Genomic DNA, 18,800 nt, shown 5'->3' on the forward strand with positions numbered 1-18,800 from the left:
GGAGGGTCCGGACCAAGGGGCTGCGCGGCTCAGGATTGGGCGAGGAATGCCCTGGTGTCCGCGGCCACCAGCTCCGGGCATTCCCACAGGACCACGTGGCCGGTTCCGGCGTACGTCTTCAGGACTGAACCGGGAATACGGGCTGCGAGGGTTTCCTGCTGGCTGCGGGGCAGGAGGCCGTCCTGCTCTCCCCACAGGATCAGCGCGGGCGCGCGGATGGTTCCGGTTTCCGTGGGAGGCGCAGCCTGGCAGAGCCCGGCCAGCATGGACTTCCACACGTGCGCGGGCAACTTCAACCCGTCCGCCACCCGGTCATCCAGGTACCACTGTGGCACTGCCCGGCCCAGGGGAAACCACAGCAGCGACTGCCGCACCCAGTCCTCGTCGAGCGGGTCGGTGACGGCCTCCACTTCGTCAGCGAACGCGGGCCGCCCCTGAAGGGTCAAAGGCGAACCCGCCAAAACCAGGGCGTCAACACGTTCAGGCTGCATCACCGCCAACTGCTGGGCCACATAACCCCCGCTGGAGGAACCCAGGACGGCGGCCGACTTAAGTCCCAGGGCATCGAGGATGGCCGCCACGTCCCGGGCCTGGTCCTCGAGCGAGTATCCGGTGGCAGGCTTGTCTGCCTCCCCATGGCCGCGCAGGTCCGGCACGAAGATCCGGAATCCCTCCAATAGCGGGGCCAGCCGGTCGAAGCTCCTGCGCGATTCGCCCCAGGCATGGAGCAGCAGCAGCGGCTGCGCCGAGGCGGCCCCCTGGACCAGGCACGGCACGTGGACGCCGGTGCTGAGGAACAGCCGGCGGACATCGGAGCCCATGGCAGGAGGCTACTCCCACCGGGCCCCAGCCGGTACCTCTTCCCGGGCTCCCGGGCCACTGCACACTCGGGAGTAGTGTTGTCTCATCATGACGAGCACGTTCCGCACCTTGACAGTCCCCCTGGATGGAAAAGAATTCCCTGGGGGGCTTCCTGTGTTTCTGGTCCGGGACGATGTCCTCTGCTGGACCCGCCGCGAGGCCGGACTGGCGGGATTCGGCGAAATCGCGCGTTTTACGGCAACCGGTCCCGAGCGGTTCCTTGAGGCCGACATCTGGTGGCGGCACCTGGTCCTCGAGGCCGACGTCACTGATTCCGTGGAGCTCCCCGGGACAGGACCGGTGGCCTTCGGTTCCTTTGCCTTCTCCAAGACCTCCGCGCACGAATCGCGGCTGATCGTGCCGGAGATCGTGGTGGGCGTGCGTGACGGGAAGGTTTGGCTCACCCACCTCACGTTCGACGACGGCCCCCTCACCGAGGCCGGCGCCCTCGCCGCCCTGGACCGCTGGCTTGCCGGTGGTTCCGCAGCTGCCGCGGCCGCATCTGCTGCAGCAGGCACGACGGCGGCAGCGGGCCCTGCCGGGGACGGCACCCCAGGCGGAGGTTCCGCGAAAGCGGGCGGCGCCGTCGTACGTCCCCTTCCGCTCGCTGCGGCGGCAACGCTGCACACAGGCTCCTTGAGCGAGGAAGCCTGGATGGCCGCCGTGGAAGCGGGGGTGGCCGAGATCCGGACCGGGGCGCTGGAAAAACTGGTGCTCGCCAGGGACGTGGTGGCCACTATTCCCTCCGGCGTACATGCCTCCGCGGTACTGCGGGAGCTCGCCGCGCGGTACCGCGAATGCTGGACGTACGGGGTGGACGGGCTGGTGGGGGCGACTCCCGAGATGCTGATCCAGGTTGAGGGCCGCACCGCCCAGGCCCGCGTGCTGGCGGGAACACTGGACCGCCGCGATGCGCACGGCGAGGACGGCCTCCCGATGGACTACGCCACCCGGGTACTGGCAGGGTCCGAAAAGCAGCGGCACGAACACGATATCGCCATCCAGTCGCTGACCTCGCAGCTGGCACCCTTCTCCGAAGCCATGAACGCGCACGACGAGCCGTTCATCCTGGAACTGCCCAACGTGTGGCACCTGGCGTCCGACGTAAAGGCCGAGCTGGCCGAGATCGAGGGCCATGTGCCCACCTGCCTTGCGCTGATTAACGCCCTGCACCCCACCGCCGCCGTCTGCGGAACCCCCACGCAGGTGGCCGGGGCGCTCATCCGCAAGCTGGAGCACCTGGACCGCGGACCGTACGCCGGACCGGTGGGCTGGCTTGACGCTGCGGGGAACGGTGAGTGGGGCATCGCTCTGCGCGGCGCCGTCATCGAGTCCCCCACCACCGTGCGGTTGTATGCCGGCTGCGGAATAGTGGACGGCTCGCAGCCTGAGGCCGAGCTCGCCGAGACGTGGGCGAAGTTCCGGCCGATGCTGGAGTCCCTTGGCATCAGCAGCTGACTCCCCCTGTCCGGGATAGGAGACATGCGCACCTCCGACGCGCTTGATTTCCATTGTGATTTAGTTATCCAATAGTGAAACTAAGTTTCCTGTGATGCACATCTCATAATCGGCGCTACACTATGAACCGATTTAGTACCGCATACTCCCCGCAACAAAAGGTAAGAAACATGCAGCTCAAGTCCCTGGCCACGGCCAAAATGACCGCCAAGGCAGCAGCAGTCTTCGCCGTCGGCGCCCTCACCCTCACGGCCTGCGGCGGCGGAAGCTCCACCCCGGCAGCGTCCGAAGGCGGCATCCAGCTCATCAACGCCGGCAAGCTCACGGTCTGCTCGGACATCCCCTACGAGCCGTTCGAATTCGAGAAGGACGGCCAGACCGTCGGCTTCGACATCGACATTGCCAAGGAGGTCGCCAAGGACCTCGGCGCCGAACTGAGCATCGTGGACAGCTCCTTCGAGGCCATCGAAACCGGCACCGCGCTGACCCAGTGCGACCTGGGAATCTCCTCGATCTCCATCACCGACACCCGCAAGTCCGTCATGGACTTCTCCACCCCATACCTGGATGACGACCTGGCCCTGGTTGCCAGCGAGGACTCCGGCATCAAGGGCCTGGACGACGCCAAGGGCAAGAAGGTGGGTGTCCAGCAGGCAACCACCGGCGCCGACTACGCCCAGGAAAAGGGCATCGACGCGCAGCAGTTCGAGGACACCGGCCTCCTGGTGCAGGCCCTCGAAGCCGGCACCATCGACGCAGCCCTGGGCAACCAGTCCGTCCTGGGCTACGCCATCAAGGACCAGCCCAAGTTCAAGAGCGTTGAGGACTTCGCCACCGGCGAGCAGCTGGGCATCTCCATCAAGAAGGGCAACACCGCCATGGCGGAGAAGGTCAACGGCACCCTCAAGCGCCTGGCCGACGACGGTTCCCTGGCAAAGTTCAAGACCACCTGGTTCGGCGAAACCGCCAAGTAGCCACGGCGCTGTAGTCGCCGTGCAGGTCCAGGGCCCCGCCCCTGGTTCCCTCACGGCCCCGAGAGCTACGCCGCCTTGAGAACTCCGCAGTTGGGGCCCCGGACGGGCTGTACGCAGTCCGTCCGGGGCCTCTGCCACGCACAACGAATGTGAGCACCCCATGGCAATGACCGCACGTCAACGAGCCAGAGTAAGCCTGTATGTCCAGGCAGGAATCTTTGTTGTGGCCATCGCCGCACTGATCCTGGCCACCGACTGGAAGACCATCGGCAACAGCGTCTTCAACTTCGCCAAGATCGGGCCGATGTTCCCGGGCATCTTTGTGACTGGCCTGGTCAACACCCTGATCTACACGTTCCTCGGCTTCATCGTGGGCCTTTCCGGCGGCCTGCTGCTGGCCCTGATGAAGCTCTCAAGCTTCCCGCTGTACCGCTGGATCGCCACCGGTTACATCGAGTTCTTCCGCGGCATCCCGGCGCTGCTGGTCTTCATCGCCTTCGGCTACGGTGTGCCGCTGGCGTTCGGTGTCTCGTGGAACATCACCGTGATCGTCATGGTCTCCCTGGGCATGGTGGCCTCGGCCTACATCGCAGAAACCCTCCGCGCCGGCCTGCAGGCAGTGCCGAAGGGCCAGCTGGAAGCCGCCCGGTCGCTGGGCATGCCGCAGTGGCGGGCCATGGTCACCATCGTCATCCCGCAGGCCTTCAAGATCGTCCTGCCGCCGCTGACCAACGAGGTCATCCTGCTGACCAAGGACTCCTCCCTGATCTATGTCCTGGGCCTCACCGCTTCCCAGTACGAGCTCACCAAGTTCGGCCGCGACGGCATCTCGAGCCTCGGTGCAGGCCTGACGCCGCTGCTGGTGGCCGGCGCCTTCTACCTGGTGATCACCATCCCCCTGAGCTTCCTGGCCCGGAAGTTCGAAAGCCGCACCGCGCGGAACAATCGATAGGCAGGGAAGACCATGAACGACGTCGTAAATTCCTCCGCCGGCACCGGCACCATCCACGCCGCCGGCGTCTCCATCAAGGACCTGCGCAAGTCCTACGGCTCCAACGAGGTCCTCAAGGGCATCAGCCTGGACGTGGCGCCGGGCGAAGTGGTGTGCCTGATCGGCCCCTCCGGCTCCGGCAAGTCCACCCTGCTCCGCTGCGTGAACCTGCTGGAACAGCCCAACCAGGGCAGCGTCCACGTGGGCGGCTTCGAGGCCACGGACCCGGACGTGGACATCGACAAAATGCGCCGCAAGGTAGGCATGGTGTTCCAGCAGTTCAACCTGTTCCCGCACCTGGACGCCAAGCGCAACTGCTCCATCGCCCAGACCAAGGTCCTCAAGCGCTCCCAGGCCGAGGCGGACAAGGTGTCCCTGCACAACCTGGAGCGCGTAGGCCTGGGACACCTCGCGGACCGTTTCCCCGACCAGCTCTCCGGCGGGCAGCAGCAGCGCGTGGCCATCGCCCGTGCCCTCAGCATGGACCCGGAGCTGATGCTCTTCGACGAGCCCACCTCCGCGCTGGACCCCGAAACCGTAGGCGATGTCCTCTCCGTCATGCGGAACCTCGCCAAGGAGGGCATGACCATGCTGGTGGTGACCCACGAAATGGGCTTCGCCCGCGAGGTGGCGGACCGTGTGGTGTTCATGGACGGCGGCGTTGTGGTGGAGGAGGGCGCGGCCGAGCAGGTCATTGGTGCTCCCACCCAGCCACGCACCAAGGAGTTCCTGCGCCGCGTCCTCGATCCGACGCACATCGGCCTCGAGGAGTAGCGAGTCCCGGAGGCGCCACGCGCGCTTCCCCGCGCGGCGCCGACGCCCGAATGCCCTGGCGCTACCGGAATTCCGGTAGCGCCAGGGCATTTGCGCATCCAAGGGCCTTTACTTCTGTCCATGCCGGAGCCGACAATGGACCCCACCACAGCCTCCACTGGCTCAGCAGAGCGCTGCCGTCCGGCTGCCGTTTCCTCCGGCCGCCCTATCCAGGAGTGCTGACGTGAACGATCCGACAGCTTCATTCCAGGCCACGTCGGCAGTATCTGCCCGCGCTGCGCAGCTGGCGTCGATCCCCTCCTTCCAGCGGGTGGATGCCTACATCACCCAGGCTGACGTCCGCCGGCAAGGGCAGGCGGACATCTGTGACTTCACGTTCGGCAACCCCCACCAGATGCCGCCGGACCGCTACGTCGATACGCTGCGGGATGCGCTGACACCCCGGAATGACCAGTGGTTTGCGTACAAGACCAACGGTGCCGGCGCCCGGGAAGCGGCAGCGGAATCCCTCCAGCGGCTGCTGGATGTGCCGTTCCGGGCGGAGGACATCTACCTGACCACGGGCGGTTTCGCCGCCATCGCCCTGGCCCTCAAGACCGTGGCGGATCCCGGTGACGAGGTTGTCTACAGCCTTCCGCCGTGGTTCCTGTACGAGCCCCTGATCCTTGAAGCCGGGCTCGTGCCGGTCAAGGTCAAGGCCAACATGGCAACGTTCGATCTGGACCTGGACGCGATCGGAGCTGCCATCACGGAGCGCACCAGGGTTGTGATCGTCAATTCGCCCAACAACCCGACGGGCCGGATCTACTCCGCCGAGCTCCTGCTTCGGCTGGCCGAACTGCTGGAGGCTGCCTCCGCGAGAATAGGACGCCGGATCTACCTCGTTTCGGACGAGGCGTACAACCGGATTGTGTTCGATGGCCTGCGCTTCCACAGCCCGGTGGAGTTCTACGCGCACACGCTCCTGGCATACTCCTACGGCAAGACCCACCTCTCCCCCGGCCAGCGCGTTGGCTACCTTGCACTGCCGCCCACCCTGCCGGACCGAGCTGCGATGCGCCCGGCCATCACCGGGCTGCAGGTGGCCATGGGCTGGGTGTACCCGAATGCCCTGCTGCAGCATGCGCTGCCCGAACTGGAGCAGTTTTCCATCAACGTCGGGCAGTTGCAGCGACGCCGGGACCGCCTGGTTGATGCCCTGGGCGGCATGGGTTACCGCCTCCAGCCGCCGGAGGGCACGTTCTACCTGTATGTCACGTCCCCCGTCCCGGATGACGAAGCGTTCACCGAGTCGCTGGCCCGGCGGGACGTCTTCGTGTTCCCGGGCGTGCTGTTCGAAACGCCGGGGTTCTTCCGGATCTCCCTGACGGCCAACGAGGACATGATTGAACGCAGCCTCCCGGCCTTTCAAGCCGCAATCAAGGAAAGCAGCGCGTGACCCGGGAAGGAGCGCTGCCGTGAGGCGACGCCCACCGGCGGAGCGTTCACTGTCAGTTCAGGCCGACGTCCAGGTGAGCGGTCCTACGGGGCCAGTACTCCCCCGACGGCGGCGGCCACAGCTTCCTTGATCCGCCCATGCAGGGCGCGCAGGTTGTGCCGGTCCGTGCGGACCTCCACGATGGTGCGGCCTTCGATCGGCCTGGCAAGCGCCTCGGCGAGCCCCGCCGTCGTACTGACCGCTGAATGCCCGACGCCGTACGCTGCGGCGAGTGCCGAAAGGTCCACTATGTGGGGGGTGCCGAAGAGGCGTTCGACGGCGTCACCGTACGTACCGGCCTCGCGCACCGCCCCGTGCTCCAGCAGGTCGAAGATGGCGCCGCCCGAGTCGTTGAGGACCACGATCCGGAGCTGCGGCTGCTCCTCCCCGGAACCGAGGAACAGCCCGCCGGCATCGTGCAGGAAAGTGACGTCGCCCAGCAGGACGGTGGTTTCCTGCCGGCCGCCGATCGCCAGGCCCGTGGCCGTGGAGATGGTGCCGTCGATGCCCGCAAGCCCGCGGTTGGCGTACACGGTGGCGACCGGCTCGGGGGCAGGCAGCCCGGCCAGGTCCACGTCCCGGATTCCGTTGGAGGAGCCCAGGAGCAGCTGGCCGCCGCTGTGCTTCCACACCAGCGAGGCCACGGATGGGCCGGTGGCTGCGGGGTCAGCGGAAAGTATTCCGTCCAGGGCATGTTGGGCGGCCGAGCCCGCCAGCAGCCAGGTATCCAGCCAATCCGGCGCCCCGCGGCCAGCGAATTCCGCGAGGTCTGCAAGGTTTTCCAGCGGCAGTTCGGTGCGGCGGCCCGGCTCGAACCAGGCCACGGGAACGGGCTGGTACAGGGCGGACGGAACATCTGTGCGGGCCAGCAGGGCCGCCACAGGACGGGAGAGTGTGGGCCGGCCAAACAGCACCACGCGCTCGACCGGCATGGCGGAACCCAGCCCGAAGTGCTCCAGCATCAGCCGGTACGGCCCCACGGCGTTCGGACCGAAACGCGCATTGGATGACGGCTCTGCCAGCAGTGGCAGGCCGTGGGCGCGGGCGAACGCTTCGGCGACCGGCCCGGCGTCGTGCCCTGCCAGGACCACCGTCCGCCGCTCGGGCAGCCCGGCTGAAGCGGGCGGCAGGTTCATGATGAGCGGCTCGGTGCCGATCCGGTAGCGCTGCCGGACGGCAGTCGCCGGGAGCTCCTCTCCCGGTGACGGGACCAGCGGATCGCGGAAAGCCAGATTGAGCTGGACGGGGCCGGGCGGGAGGTCCGGGAACGCGCCCGTGGCGGCCGAAAGCCCTGTCCGGATGGCGCGCGCAGGGTCCGCCCCGGCAGGGACGTCGGCCGCGAAGCGCACCTGCTCGCCGAAGAGGTCCGGCTGGACGGTGGTCTGGTTGGCGCCGGTGCCGCGGAGCTCGTCCGGGCGGTCGGCGGACAGGACCACCAGCGGGACGGCGGCGTGGTTCGCCTCCATCACCGCCGGCAGCAGGTTTCCGACGGCGGTCCCGGACGTGGTCAGTACGGCCGCCGGCGAGCCTGTGGACAGTGCCAGGCCCAGCGCCGTGAACCCGGCCGAACGCTCGTCGATCCGCACCAGCAGTTCCACGCGGCCTTCAGCCGAGGCTTCGGCCAGAGCGTATGCCATGGGGGCGGAACGGGAACCGGGCGAAACCACCACGTGCTGCACGCCGCCGTCGACCAAAACCCCGACGGCGATCCTCGCCGCGGCCAAGGCGCTGAGGGAAGGGGCGGCGTCGGAAGCCTCTGAAGGGGAAGGAGCAGTGTGGGAGGCGTCGGGGGCAGGCTCGTTCAACGAAGTCACCAAACCAGTCTGCCACCCCCAAACGCTCTCCCACTTAACGTGCCTTAAACCCAAACGCTCTCTCACCTACCGTGCCTTAAACCCAAACGCTCTCTCACCTACCGTGCTTTAAACCCAAACGCTCTCTCACCTACCGGCCGGTGAAGGACCAAGGTGAGAGAGCGTTGACCCGAAACCCGCAGGAAGTGAGAGAGGGTCGCAGGCTGGGGTGGAAGGTCAGGCGTCGGTGCGGAACACCTGGATCACGGACGGGCGCGGTGCGCGCACCTGGCCGGGAGCCGGGGCGGTGCCTGGCGCGACGTAGTCCGGGAAGAAGGAGAGCTGGTTCTCAAACGTACCGTCCTCGCCCGGGTGCTGCACGGCAACGAACACGGTGCGCTCCTCATCGTGGATGATGGGGCCGCAGGTCTCGGCGTCGCGCGGAACAGCCAGGAACTGCTCCACCTTGCCGCGCTCCGCGCCTTCCAGGGTGACCTTGAAGAGCCCGTCCGCACGGCCGATGCCGGAGGGGGCGCCGTCGGTGGAGATCCAGAGGTTGCCCACGGAGTCGAACGCGAGGTTGTCCGGGCAGGAAATGGGCGAGACCTGGTCCACCGGGAAGCCGGAGAAGTAGGTGACATCGCCCTGCTTGGGATCGCCGCAGACCATGAGCAGGTTCCAGGTGAAGGTAGTGGAAGTCTGGTCGCCGGTCTCGGTGATTTCCACGATGTGGCCGTCACGGTTCTGGTTGCGGGGGTTGACCTCGGTGGCGCCTTCGTTCGTCCCGGTGCCGCGGTTGGAGTTGTTGGTGCACGCCACGTAAACCTTGCCCGTGTGGAGGCTGGGCTGTACGTCCTCGGCGCGGTCCATCTTGGTGGGGCCAACCTTGTCGGCCGCGAGGCGGGTGTACACCAGGACCTCTTCGACGGTCATATCCTTCACGGCGGACTTGCCGTCCACCACCAGGGGCAGCCATTCGCCGATACCGTCGAACGCTCCGTCGGCGGGAACGGCCCCGGTGCCGGTGATCTCAGCAGCCGGTGAGTTGCCAGTGAACTTGGCGACGTACAGGTTGCCGGCGGAGAGGAGGGTCATGTTGTGCTTACGGTCGCCCTCGACGTACTTGTCCTTGGAAACGAACTTGTACAGGTAGTCGAACCGCTCGTCGTCGCCGGAGTAAGCCACCACGTGGCCGGACCCGGCGATGATGACATTGGCGCCCTCGTGCTTGAAGCGGCCCAGGGAAGAGTGCTTCTTCGGGGTGGAAGTGGGGTCGAAGGGGTCCACTTCCACGATCCAGCCGAAGCGGTTGGCCTCGTTCTCGTAGCCGGGCTTACGGGTGTCCCAGCGGTCCTCGTCCAGTTCCCACTTGCGGGCGGTTGGCTTGCTGGTAATGCCGTAGCGCTTGTCTCCGGCGGAAGTGCCATTGCCGACGAAGTAGCCCTGGAAGTTCTCCTCACCGGAGAGGATGGTGCCCCACGGGGTGGTTCCGCCGGAGCAGTTGCCCAGCGTGCCCTTGATGAAGCGGCCGTCCTTGTCCTCAACGGTCTTGACCAGCGCAGATCCTGCAGCGGGGCCGGTCAGTTCATAGACCGTGCTGTTCAGGTAGCGGCGGTTCAGGCCTGCGCCCTTGACGTAGGTCCACGGCTGGTTCTTGTTGTGGCGCTCCAGCTCCACCACGGTCAGCCCGTGTGCGGCTGCTCCCACTTTGCGCTGCTGCTCAGCCGGCATGGTTGGCGGGAACATGATGGCGTCGTTGGTGTACTCGTGGTTGGAGAACAAAACGGCGCGGCGGCCCTTGCTGCCCGGAATCTCCAGGATGTCCGTGTAGTCGTTGTTGTAGCCGAACTGCTTTTCCTGGGCTGCAACCGTCTGGTTGTTCAGGTCCAGCTCCGGCGCGTCGTTGAAGATGGGGTCGCCCCAGCGGATGACCGGCTTCCAGGTGAAGCCTTCCGGAACCGTGACGGCATCCACCATGGCGTCAATCGACGGGATGGCTGTGAACTGCAGCTTGGACTTGCCGAAACCCTCCTTGGCGGCCTTGGACAGACCGGCTGCGCTTGCGGAATCAGGGGAGGTTACCGCGCTGCCGAGGACGACGGCGAGGGCACCGGCGGCGCCAAAGCCCAGGGCGGCTCGGCGGGAGATGGTGGCGGAGGCGATGTCGCGGAAGTAGCTGTTGGAGCTGGTGTTGCAGACGTCGCCGGCGCAGGCATTGTCGCACTTCAGGGCGCAGGTGACGGCGCTGCGCTTGCCCTTGGTGTGGCCGAGCATCGGCAGCAGGGTGAACTTGCGGGCAGTCGTTTCAGACATGGGTGCCTTCCAAAAAATCGATGCGGTGCCCCCACCCTTTCAGCCGGTTCCTACGCGCAGCCGTCAGCGAGGTGAACCGCAGGTAAACCCGCCGGTAACCCCCGATGACCTGCGCAGATATGCAAGGGCGTTCGTTCGGAAGGCACGTTAAGTGAGCGAGGGTGGCCCGAAAAGCGACGTTAAGTGAGAGAGGGTGGCTGGGGGGTGAGGAGGGCGTGGACGCGGCGGAGCCGGGCCAGCCACCAGTCCCGCCGTTCCGCGGAAGCCGCGTACCGCTCCAGCAGCCCGGCGTCGGCGGCGGCGTCACGCAGGCGGATGGCGCCGTCGTCGGCCACCAGGGGATCCGTGGTGATGTCCGATTCGAACAGGGACACCGTCCCCAGACCGCACGCATAGGGCAGGTCCGGCAGCGCGGCCGCCAGGGCGAGGCCCGCGCGGATGCCCACCGAGGTGTCCAGCGCGGAACTGACGACGGCGGGCAGTCCCGCCTGCGCCACGATGTCCAGGGCGCGCCGCACTCCCCCGAGCGGCGCCACCTTGACCACGATGAGGTCCGCCGCGCCGGCGCGGGCAACCCGCAGGGGGTCGGATTCCTTGCGGACGCTCTCGTCCGCGGCGATCAGCACCGGGGTGCCCGCCTCGCGGAGGGCGCGCCGCACCTCGGCCAGGCCGTCAATGGTGGGCACCGGCTGCTCGGCGTATTCAAGCCCGACGCCGGCGAGCCGGGTGAGTGCCTCGATGGCCGTGGGAACGTCCCAGCCGCCGTTGGCGTCCACCCGGACGGCGGCCTCCGGGAGGGCGGAACGGACAGCAGCGAGGCGGGCGGCGTCGTCGTCCAGCGTTTGTCCCTGTTCCGCCACCTTGACCTTCACTGCGTCCACCCGGCCGAAGCGCGCCAACACTTCCGGCACGCGGTCCGCGGGAACGGCGGGCACCGTGGCATTGACGGGGACCACGGACCGCAGCGGAGCAGGGAAGCCGTGCCAGGCGGCCTCCACGGCGGAAGAGAGCCAGCGGGAAGCCTCCGCGTCGCCGTACTCGGGGAACGGGCAGAACTCGCCCCAGCCGGCGGGGCCGTGCAGCAGCAGCGACTCGCGCTCCATGATGCCGCGGAACTTCACCCGCATGGGCAGGCTCACCACGTGCGCGCCGGCCAGGAGTTCCTCAATCGGGGGCACAGTGGGCTGCGGCGTGGGCATGGACCCACTGTACGTGGGCGCTCTGTACAGGCGGGCGCTAGATCCACTTGTTGTGGCGGAACGTCCAGTAGAGCCCCAAGCCCATGGCAATCATCAGGCCGAGGGCAAACGGGTAGCCGAACACCCAGTCGAGCTCGGGCATGGAACGGAAGTTCATGCCGTAGATGGTGCCCACCAGCGTGGGGGCAAACAGGATGGCAGCCCAGGACGAGATCCGCTTGACCTGCTCGCTCTGCGCAATGCTGGATTCGGTGAGGCGCCGCATCTCGTCGTTCTGCCGCTGGGCCACGAGCGCGGCGTTCACGGCCAGTGCGTTCTGCAGCAGCGCCCGGAAGGACGCCACGCGTTCATTGAGCCGAAGCACATGGTCCAGCACGTCCCGGAAGTGGTCCTGGAGTTCCGGATCGGGCTCCCGCTCCGGCGTCCCGGCCATCAGGACCTGCAGGATCCCCACCAGCGGGCTGATGGCGCGCTGGAACGTGATGACCTGGCGGGAAAGCTCGTAGATGCGCCGGGAAACTTCCGGGTCCGCCCCGAAAAGGTCGTCCTCGATCTCGTCGATGTCGTTTTCGAGCCCCGCCGCCACGGGCTCGTACTCGTCCACCACCTGGTCCAGGATGCCGTAGAGCACAGCATCGGGGCCGAGCGCCAGGAACTCCGGCATGCCTTCCATCCGCCGGCGCACCTTGGCCAGGTCCGGGGCCTCGGCATGCCGGACCGTCACCACGTAGTCGGCGCCGACAAAGACGTGGATCTCGCCGAAGTCCACCTTTTCCACGTCGTCCAGGTAGCGGGCCGGCCGCAGCACCAGGAAGACGCACTCGCCGTAGTGCTCCAGTTTGGCCCGCTGGTGTCCGGCCAGGGCGTCCTCGACGGCGAGCGCGTTGAGGTCGAACTCCTCGGCCACGGACTGCAGTTCCTCGGCGTCCGGCCGGTAGAGGCCGATCCATGCCATTCCCTCGCGCTGCCGGAGCACAAAATAGGTCTCGTCCAGGCTGCCGGGATCCTCTGTCCGGAGCCCGTCGACGTATACGGCGTTGTCGATGATGGTCACGGCCGGCCTCCTGTCTGTGCGTGCGTCCCTGGGTGGGTGCGTCCCTGTGTGTGTGCGTCCCGCCGTCAGGCCGTTCCGGTTTCAGGCCGTTCCGGTTTCGCGGCGCCGCATCGCTGCCGCGGCCAGAGCGGCGGTGGCCACGGCGATGGCGAGCATCCACCACGCGCCGCTCCAGTCCGTCGTCGGACCGCTGGGAACGGGGGTGTGGGAGAACGGCGAGAGGTCGCGGATGGCCTGGTCCAACCCCAGCATGCCGCCGAAGATGCCCAGCACCACTCCGGCGCCCAGGAGTCCCCAGCCCAGGGCGACGGCGGCCGACGGCCAGAGGACGAACACGAGCGCGGGCAGGGCGAGGTAAATCAACGCCGCGGGAAGCTGGGCCACAGCGGTCTCCCAAATGGCCCCCGCTTCCATCGAGGAATCACCGGCCGCCGCCAGCGATGCCCAGGCCCCGAACGCCGTCAGGAACATCACCAGCACCACCGACGCCGTGCCCAGCAGGAGGTAGCTGCCCAGCCACCGCATCCGGCTGACCGGGGCGGACAGCAGGAGTTCAGCCGTGCCGGCGGCCTCTTCCTGCCGCATCCGGATGATGGCCTGCAGCGCGCAGGCGGCGGCCAGGATTCCGGCGATCGAGAACATGGCCGAAACCATCAGCTGGGTCAGGGACACACCCTGCGCCTGGATCATGGCCCGCAGTGCGGAGGTGACGCTGCTGTTGATGGTGTCCGCGGCGGCGATGGCGCTGCCGAGGGAGCCGGCGAGCAGCCCCATCGTCAGCCCGCCGATGCTCCAGCCGACGATGGACCCTGCCTGCAGCCGCAGCGCCAGCGCGGCAGGGCTCCTCAGGCCAGGGCGCGCTGCCGTCCGGCCGGGCAGCGCGCCCCACACGCTCGCGCCGCTGTCGCGCCGGTCCAGGATGAGCCAGGCGGCACCCCCGCAGGCGACGGCGAGCGCCACCGGCAGGAGCAGCGGCCACCACCGGTCACCTGTGTACGCGTACGTCTGCTGGCCCCAGCCGATCGGGGAAACCCAGCTGGCGGGACCGGCTGCCACCACCGTTCCATCGGCGCTGGGCGTGCCGGTGGCGTCACCGATGCCCCGCAGGATGTAGGCCAGGACCACCAGCGCCGCCGAGATCCCGTTGGCACCACGGGAGGTCCCCATCAGCTGGGCCACCAGGAAGGCAACACCCAGGAAGGCCAGCCCCACGCCGCCCACCGCAGCCCCGGCCAGCAGCGAACCCGGCGCGTCGAGCCCCTGCACCGTGAAGCCGGCGAATACAGCCAACGCCACGAGTACGTTGGCCGCGGTGCCGTGGAGGAGGGTGGCCAGGGCCGGGACCAGTCGTCCGGCGGGAGTGGATGCCACCAGCTCGGCGGCGCCGGTTTCCTCGTCCGCCCGCGAGTGCCGCACGGCCAGGAAGGTGCTCATCAGGCCCGCCAGCAGGGCAAGGAAGGCGTAGATCTGGAAGAACGTGAAGGCGCCCAGACTCGCCCCGCGCGCCAGGCCGCGGAGCATGAGGATGGCGGGCGTGGCAACGGCTATCTGGAGGATCTCCGCGCGGCTGGCTTCCTCCCCGTACGTCTGGTTGATGGCGGCGGCGGCGAACAGTGCAAGGGCACCGATGCCCAGCACCCAGACGGCGAGCTGCCAGCGGTCGCGCAGCAGCCGCTGGCGCCACAGGACGCCGAGCGCGCCCACTTAGCCTCGCCCCCTCGCGCCCAGCAGGTGCCGCCGGTGCGCGTGCCCGCCGCCGGCAGCCTCGCCGTCGTCCGCCCCTGCACCACGTCCGGAAGCGGTGCCCGCGGAGGTGTCGCCGTAGTGGCGCAGGAACAGCTCTTCCAGGGACGGCGGCGTGATGGTCAGGCCCTGCACGCCCAGGGCTCCCAGGGCCGGAAGCACCTCCGCGATCCGGTCCGAATCCGTGCCAAACCTGACCCTGCCGCCGTCGGCCGTCAGGTCATGGACGGCGCCCAACTGCGCCAAGGAAGCGGTGTCCACCCCGTCCGCCGCGAAGGAAACCTCGGTGCGCGTGAGGTGGCGCAGCGAGTCCAGCGTGCCGCCGTCCACGATTCGTCCCGCGCGGATGATGCTGACGCGGTGGCAGAGGACTTCCACCTCGGAGAGGATGTGGCTGGACAGGAGCACCGTTGCACCGCGTCCGACGGCGGCCAGCGCCTCACGCCGGAAGACCGCCTCCATGAGCGGGTCAAGGCCGCTCGTGGGCTCGTCGAAGAGGTACAGCTCGGCGTCCGTGGCCAGGGCTGCGATCAGCGCCACCTTTTGCCGGTTGCCCTTGGAGTAGGCGCGGCCCTTCTTGCCGGGGTCGAAATCGAAGGCTTCGCACAGGTTGTCCTTGCGCTGCCGGTAGGCGTGGGCGTCGGAGGTGCCGCCGCGGAGGCGTGAGAGGAGGTCGATGGTTTCGCCGCCGGACAGGTTGGGCCAAAGGCGCACGTCGCCGGGGACGTAGGCGAGGCGCCGGTGCAGCTGCACCGACTGGGTCCACGGGTTGAGGCCCAGGACGGTGGCCGTGCCGGAAGTGGCCTTGGCCAGGCCCAGCAGGATGCGGAGGGTGGTTGACTTGCCCGCGCCGTTGGGGCCAAGGAACCCGTGGATTTCGCCGCGCCGGACCTCCAGATTGAGTCCGTCGAGGGCCCGCACCCGGCCAAAGTGCTTGTGCAGGTCAACAGTCTGGATGATGGTTTCCATATCCCGGACACTACTCAGATTCGGTGGTTTGTGAAGGGACGAAAGTCGGCGAAAGTCCGGGCAGTTTAGGGGCCGGGCTGCCCGTCTGCACCCCCGCCCCTCCCCCCAACTAGGTAGCGCTAAGTGTCGTTCTGGAGCCTTATAACGACACTTAGCGCTACCTAGTTGGGAGGGAAACTCGCACTTCTAGCCATGTAACATTTGTTACACTTCAATATGTGACTTCTCTTGAACAGGTGCCCTGGCTGGTGATGCTCGTGCAGGTGCCCTCGGAGCCTTCGCGGCACCGGGTGGCGGTGTGGCGTGAGCTCCGGCGCTTCGGCGCGGTCCCCGTCGGGCAGGGCGCCTGGACCGCGCCGGACGTTCCCGCCTGCCGCGAGGGCGCCGGGAAGGCCAAGGAGCTGGCCCGCGCCGGAAGCGGCGAAGTACTCCTGCTCACCACCGCTCCGGCCGACGACGCCGCCAGGCTGCGTGAACTGTTCACCGCTGCACGTGCGGACGAGTGGGCCGAATTCATGGCCGACTGCGGCAAGTTCACCGACGAAATCGCCAAGGAAACCGCCAAGCGGAAGTTCACCCTGGCCGAACTCGAGGAAGAGGAGCAGAGCCTGGACCGGCTGCGCCGCTGGTTCCGCGCCCTCCGGACCAAGGACGTTTTCGGCAGCCCGGCGTCGACAGGTGCCGAGCAGAAGCTCGCCGGCTGCGCAGCCGCGCTGGATGGTTTTGCCGCCCTCGTCTACAGCGAGGTGCACTCGTGACTGCCCGCACCGCATCCCGCGCCACCGCCGTCTCCGCTCCCCTGTACGCCGCCGGGTTCGTTACCGCATTTGGCGCCCACAGCATCGCGGCGGGCCTGGGCGCGCAGAGCGGGAACATTGGCCTGTCACTGCTTAACCTGGGCATCCTGCTCGCCCTGTACGACGTCTCCGAGGTGTTCCTCAAACCGGTCTTCGGCGCCCTCAGCGACCGCGTCGGCGCTAAACCCGTCGTCGTCGGCGGGCTGCTCGCTTTTGCCGCACTGTCCCTGATCGGGCTCTGGGCGGCGGACCCGCTGATGTTGGCCCTGGCGCGGCTCGGCCAGGGCGCGGCGGCATCCGCGTTCTCGCCGGCGTCGTCCGCCATGGTGGCCCGGCTGGCGCGCGGCGGCAAAGCCGGCATGTACTTCGGCAGGTACGGCTCGTGGAAAAGCCTGGGCTACATTATTGGGCCGCTGCTGGGCGCGGGCCTGATCCTGACCGGCGGCTTCGCCCTGCTTTTTGGCACCCTCTCGGTGCTCGCGGCGGCCACGGCCGTATGGGTTGCGCTGGCGGTGCCGCACCTTGAGCCACTCCCCCGCCAGCGCTACACGGTGGTGGACCTCGCCCGCCAGGTGGGCGAGCGGCGCTTCCTCGTCCCCACGCTGGTCCTGGCGGCATCGACGGCGGCGCTCGGGGCCGCCGTCGGATTCCTCCCCGCACTGGCCACCAGGCACGGCCTGGACGCCTTCGCCGGCACGGCCGCCGTGAGCCTCCTGGCCCTGGGCTCGGTGCTGGCCCAGCCGCGGGCCGGCAGGCTGAGGGACCGGAACCGCGTCACGGACAACCAGGGCACGACGGCGGGACTCCTCCTTATTGCCGCAGGCGTGGGGTTGCTGGCGCTCGCCCCCGGGCCGGTCACCATATTCGTCGCGGCGGCCGCCATCGGCACCGGCATAGGCGTGGCAACACCCCTCGGTTTCGCCCACCTTGCAGACACCACCCCGCCCGAGCGCATGGGCCGCACCATGGGCTCCGCCGAACTCGGGCGCGAACTTGGGGATGCCGGCGGGCCGCTGCTGGTAGGTGGCGTGGCCACCCTGACCGCCCTGCCGTTAGGCCTCGGAGCCCTGGCGTTGCTGATAGCGGCGGCCAGCATTCCCCGCCTCGCCCCGGTCAACCCACACCCGCCCAACTAGGTAGCGCCAAGTGTCGTTATGAACCCTGGAAACGACACTTAGCGCTACCCAGTTGGGTGAACCGGGCTCCCAGCTTTCTGTGACACCCTTAAACCGATGACTTTCCAACGGCAGGCACCCAGCAGGACAGCAGCCCGACCCGCACCGGGGTCGGGCTTCCTGTTCGTGCTTGCCACCCTGGCCTGCGTGGCCGGACTGATCGCCACCTACTACTACTTCGTGCAGACCACCACCGGCCAGTTCATCGACGAGTCGGCGCTGGTGGAGGCCGTGGACATCCACGGGCCGGCGGGCAAGGCGACCACAAAGTTCCTGGATCTGCTGCCCACCATCTCACTGGTGATGGCCGCCGTCGTGGTTTTGTTTGTCACGGTGATCCGGAAGCACTGGACGGAGGCCGGGATTGCGGTGGCCGCGTGCGTCGGGGCAAACATAGCCACCCAGGTGCTGAAGGACCTGCTCCCGGCCCGCCCGGACAAAGGTGTGGTGACGCTGGAGCTGAACTCGCTGCCGTCCGGGCACACCACGCTGGCGGCGTCGGCTGCGGCCGCGGTCTTCCTGATGGCCTCCCCCCGGTGGCGTCCGATGGCGGGTTTTGTGGGCGGCTCCTTCGCCATCGCGTCCGGCGTCTCCACCCTGATCAACCAGTGGCACCGGCCGGCCGACGTGGTTGCCGCGTTCCTCCTGGTGGGCGCCTTCATGATTCCCGCGGGCTGGCTCATCATCCGGCGCGGGTCCTGGAATGAGTGGGAGGGGTTCGGCGGGCACATCGGTTCGGCGCGGATCTGGCTGACGCTGCCGGTTGTGATCGGGCTGGTGTCCGCGGCGGTGGCGGTGTATTCGCTGGCCCGGATCGCTCCGGGTCCGTGGCAGGAGGCCAGCACCACGAACTATTTCTGGGCGGGGATCGCGCTGATCGTGATCGCCGGGTACCTCGCCACCGTCGCCACCACCTCACTGTTCGCATTCGCCGCACGACGGCGGGACTCACCCAGGCGCTGACGGTCACCTTGGCCCCCGCCCGCCCAACTAGGTAGCGCCAAGTGTCGTTTTGGAGCCTCAAAACGACACTTAGCGCTACCTAGTTGGGAGGGGAGCGGGAGGGCCGCCGCCAGCCTCCTGTCCGGGCCCCCCACCCACCCGGCTTGGCTGCCACCCGGCGTGGCCTGGTCCATGGCGCGGACCTTGCTGAAGGTTGATCGTTTCTTGAGGCATTACCGCCCCGTATTTTGATACAGCCCGTGAATACTTGCTGGTGCTT

General features: G+C 68.0%; 15 protein-coding genes. 8 read left to right on the plus strand and 7 right to left on the minus strand.

Annotation, left to right across the window (positions count from 1 at the left end):
• Nucleotides 1-29 precede the first annotated feature (29 nt).
• Nucleotides 30-821 carry an alpha/beta fold hydrolase gene (locus KTR40_RS14060; RefSeq protein WP_228404109.1) on the minus strand — a complete coding sequence of 264 codons (792 nt, stop codon included), beginning with the start codon at nucleotides 819-821 and terminating at the stop codon, nucleotides 30-32.
• 88 nt (nucleotides 822-909) lie between these two features.
• Here KTR40_RS14060 and KTR40_RS14065 point away from each other — a divergent pair, with 88 nt between their 5' ends.
• From KTR40_RS14065 to KTR40_RS14085, 5 genes are all read left to right on the plus strand, one after another.
• The gene (locus tag KTR40_RS14065) at nucleotides 910-2,319 is read left to right on the plus strand and encodes an isochorismate synthase MenF (RefSeq protein WP_228404110.1); all 1,410 of its coding nucleotides are present in this window, start codon (nucleotides 910-912) and stop codon (nucleotides 2,317-2,319) included.
• A 170-nt stretch (nucleotides 2,320-2,489) separates the two neighbouring features.
• Nucleotides 2,490-3,293 carry an ABC transporter substrate-binding protein gene (locus KTR40_RS14070; protein WP_139030087.1) on the plus strand — a complete coding sequence of 268 codons (804 nt, stop codon included), beginning with the start codon at nucleotides 2,490-2,492 and terminating at the stop codon, nucleotides 3,291-3,293.
• Between the two features lie 160 nt (nucleotides 3,294-3,453).
• Complete coding sequence (locus tag KTR40_RS14075; protein WP_139030089.1) at nucleotides 3,454-4,245, plus strand: amino acid ABC transporter permease; 792 nt, start codon at nucleotides 3,454-3,456, stop codon at nucleotides 4,243-4,245.
• Nucleotides 4,246-4,257: 12 nt separating this feature from the next.
• Nucleotides 4,258-5,058, plus strand: a complete 801-nt coding sequence (locus tag KTR40_RS14080) for an amino acid ABC transporter ATP-binding protein (RefSeq protein WP_139030091.1) — start codon at nucleotides 4,258-4,260, stop codon at nucleotides 5,056-5,058.
• 223 nt (nucleotides 5,059-5,281) lie between these two features.
• Nucleotides 5,282-6,496, plus strand: a complete 1,215-nt coding sequence (locus KTR40_RS14085) for an aminotransferase class I/II-fold pyridoxal phosphate-dependent enzyme (protein WP_228404111.1) — start codon at nucleotides 5,282-5,284, stop codon at nucleotides 6,494-6,496.
• Between the two features lie 83 nt (nucleotides 6,497-6,579).
• On the opposite strand, the gene menD is transcribed toward KTR40_RS14085, so the two are convergent.
• From menD to KTR40_RS14115, 6 genes are all read right to left on the minus strand, one after another.
• A complete protein-coding gene (gene menD / locus KTR40_RS14090; RefSeq protein ID WP_228404112.1) occupies nucleotides 6,580-8,349 on the minus strand; it encodes a 2-succinyl-5-enolpyruvyl-6-hydroxy-3-cyclohexene-1-carboxylic-acid synthase in 1,770 nt (589 codons plus the stop codon).
• Between the two features lie 216 nt (nucleotides 8,350-8,565).
• Nucleotides 8,566-10,641, minus strand: a complete 2,076-nt coding sequence (locus KTR40_RS14095) for a PhoX family phosphatase (RefSeq protein ID WP_228404113.1) — start codon at nucleotides 10,639-10,641, stop codon at nucleotides 8,566-8,568.
• 179 nt (nucleotides 10,642-10,820) lie between these two features.
• On the minus strand, nucleotides 10,821-11,840 hold the full coding sequence (locus tag KTR40_RS14100; RefSeq protein WP_228404114.1) for an o-succinylbenzoate synthase: 1,020 nt from the start codon (nucleotides 11,838-11,840) through the stop codon (nucleotides 10,821-10,823).
• A 37-nt stretch (nucleotides 11,841-11,877) separates the two neighbouring features.
• Nucleotides 11,878-12,894 carry a magnesium and cobalt transport protein CorA gene (locus tag KTR40_RS14105; protein ID WP_228404115.1) on the minus strand — a complete coding sequence of 339 codons (1,017 nt, stop codon included), beginning with the start codon at nucleotides 12,892-12,894 and terminating at the stop codon, nucleotides 11,878-11,880.
• Between the two features lie 81 nt (nucleotides 12,895-12,975).
• Nucleotides 12,976-14,598 carry an ABC transporter permease gene (locus tag KTR40_RS14110; RefSeq protein ID WP_228404116.1) on the minus strand — a complete coding sequence of 541 codons (1,623 nt, stop codon included), beginning with the start codon at nucleotides 14,596-14,598 and terminating at the stop codon, nucleotides 12,976-12,978.
• A complete protein-coding gene (locus tag KTR40_RS14115; protein ID WP_228404117.1) occupies nucleotides 14,599-15,606 on the minus strand; it encodes an ABC transporter ATP-binding protein in 1,008 nt (335 codons plus the stop codon).
• 218 nt (nucleotides 15,607-15,824) lie between these two features.
• On the opposite strand from KTR40_RS14115, the gene KTR40_RS14120 reads away from it, so the two are divergent.
• The 3 genes from KTR40_RS14120 (at nucleotide 15,825) to KTR40_RS14130 (ending at nucleotide 18,541) form a co-directional block, all read left to right on the plus strand.
• On the plus strand, nucleotides 15,825-16,364 hold the full coding sequence (locus KTR40_RS14120) for a Chromate resistance protein ChrB (protein WP_228404118.1): 540 nt from the start codon (nucleotides 15,825-15,827) through the stop codon (nucleotides 16,362-16,364).
• Nucleotides 16,361-17,539: an MFS transporter gene (locus KTR40_RS14125; RefSeq protein WP_228404119.1), complete on the plus strand. Its 1,179-nt coding sequence runs from the start codon at nucleotides 16,361-16,363 to the stop codon at nucleotides 17,537-17,539. The genes KTR40_RS14120 and KTR40_RS14125 overlap by 4 nt, the downstream gene beginning before the upstream one ends.
• Nucleotides 17,540-17,635: 96 nt before the next feature.
• Nucleotides 17,636-18,541 (plus strand): phosphatase PAP2 family protein, encoded by a 906-nt coding sequence (locus tag KTR40_RS14130; protein ID WP_228404120.1) that lies wholly within the window; start codon nucleotides 17,636-17,638, stop codon nucleotides 18,539-18,541.
• The last annotated feature ends 259 nt before the right edge of the window (nucleotides 18,542-18,800 follow it).

It is taken from the genome of Pseudarthrobacter sp. L1SW, from assembly GCF_020809045.1.
In the GTDB taxonomy this organism is placed as follows: domain Bacteria; phylum Actinomycetota; class Actinomycetes; order Actinomycetales; family Micrococcaceae; genus Arthrobacter.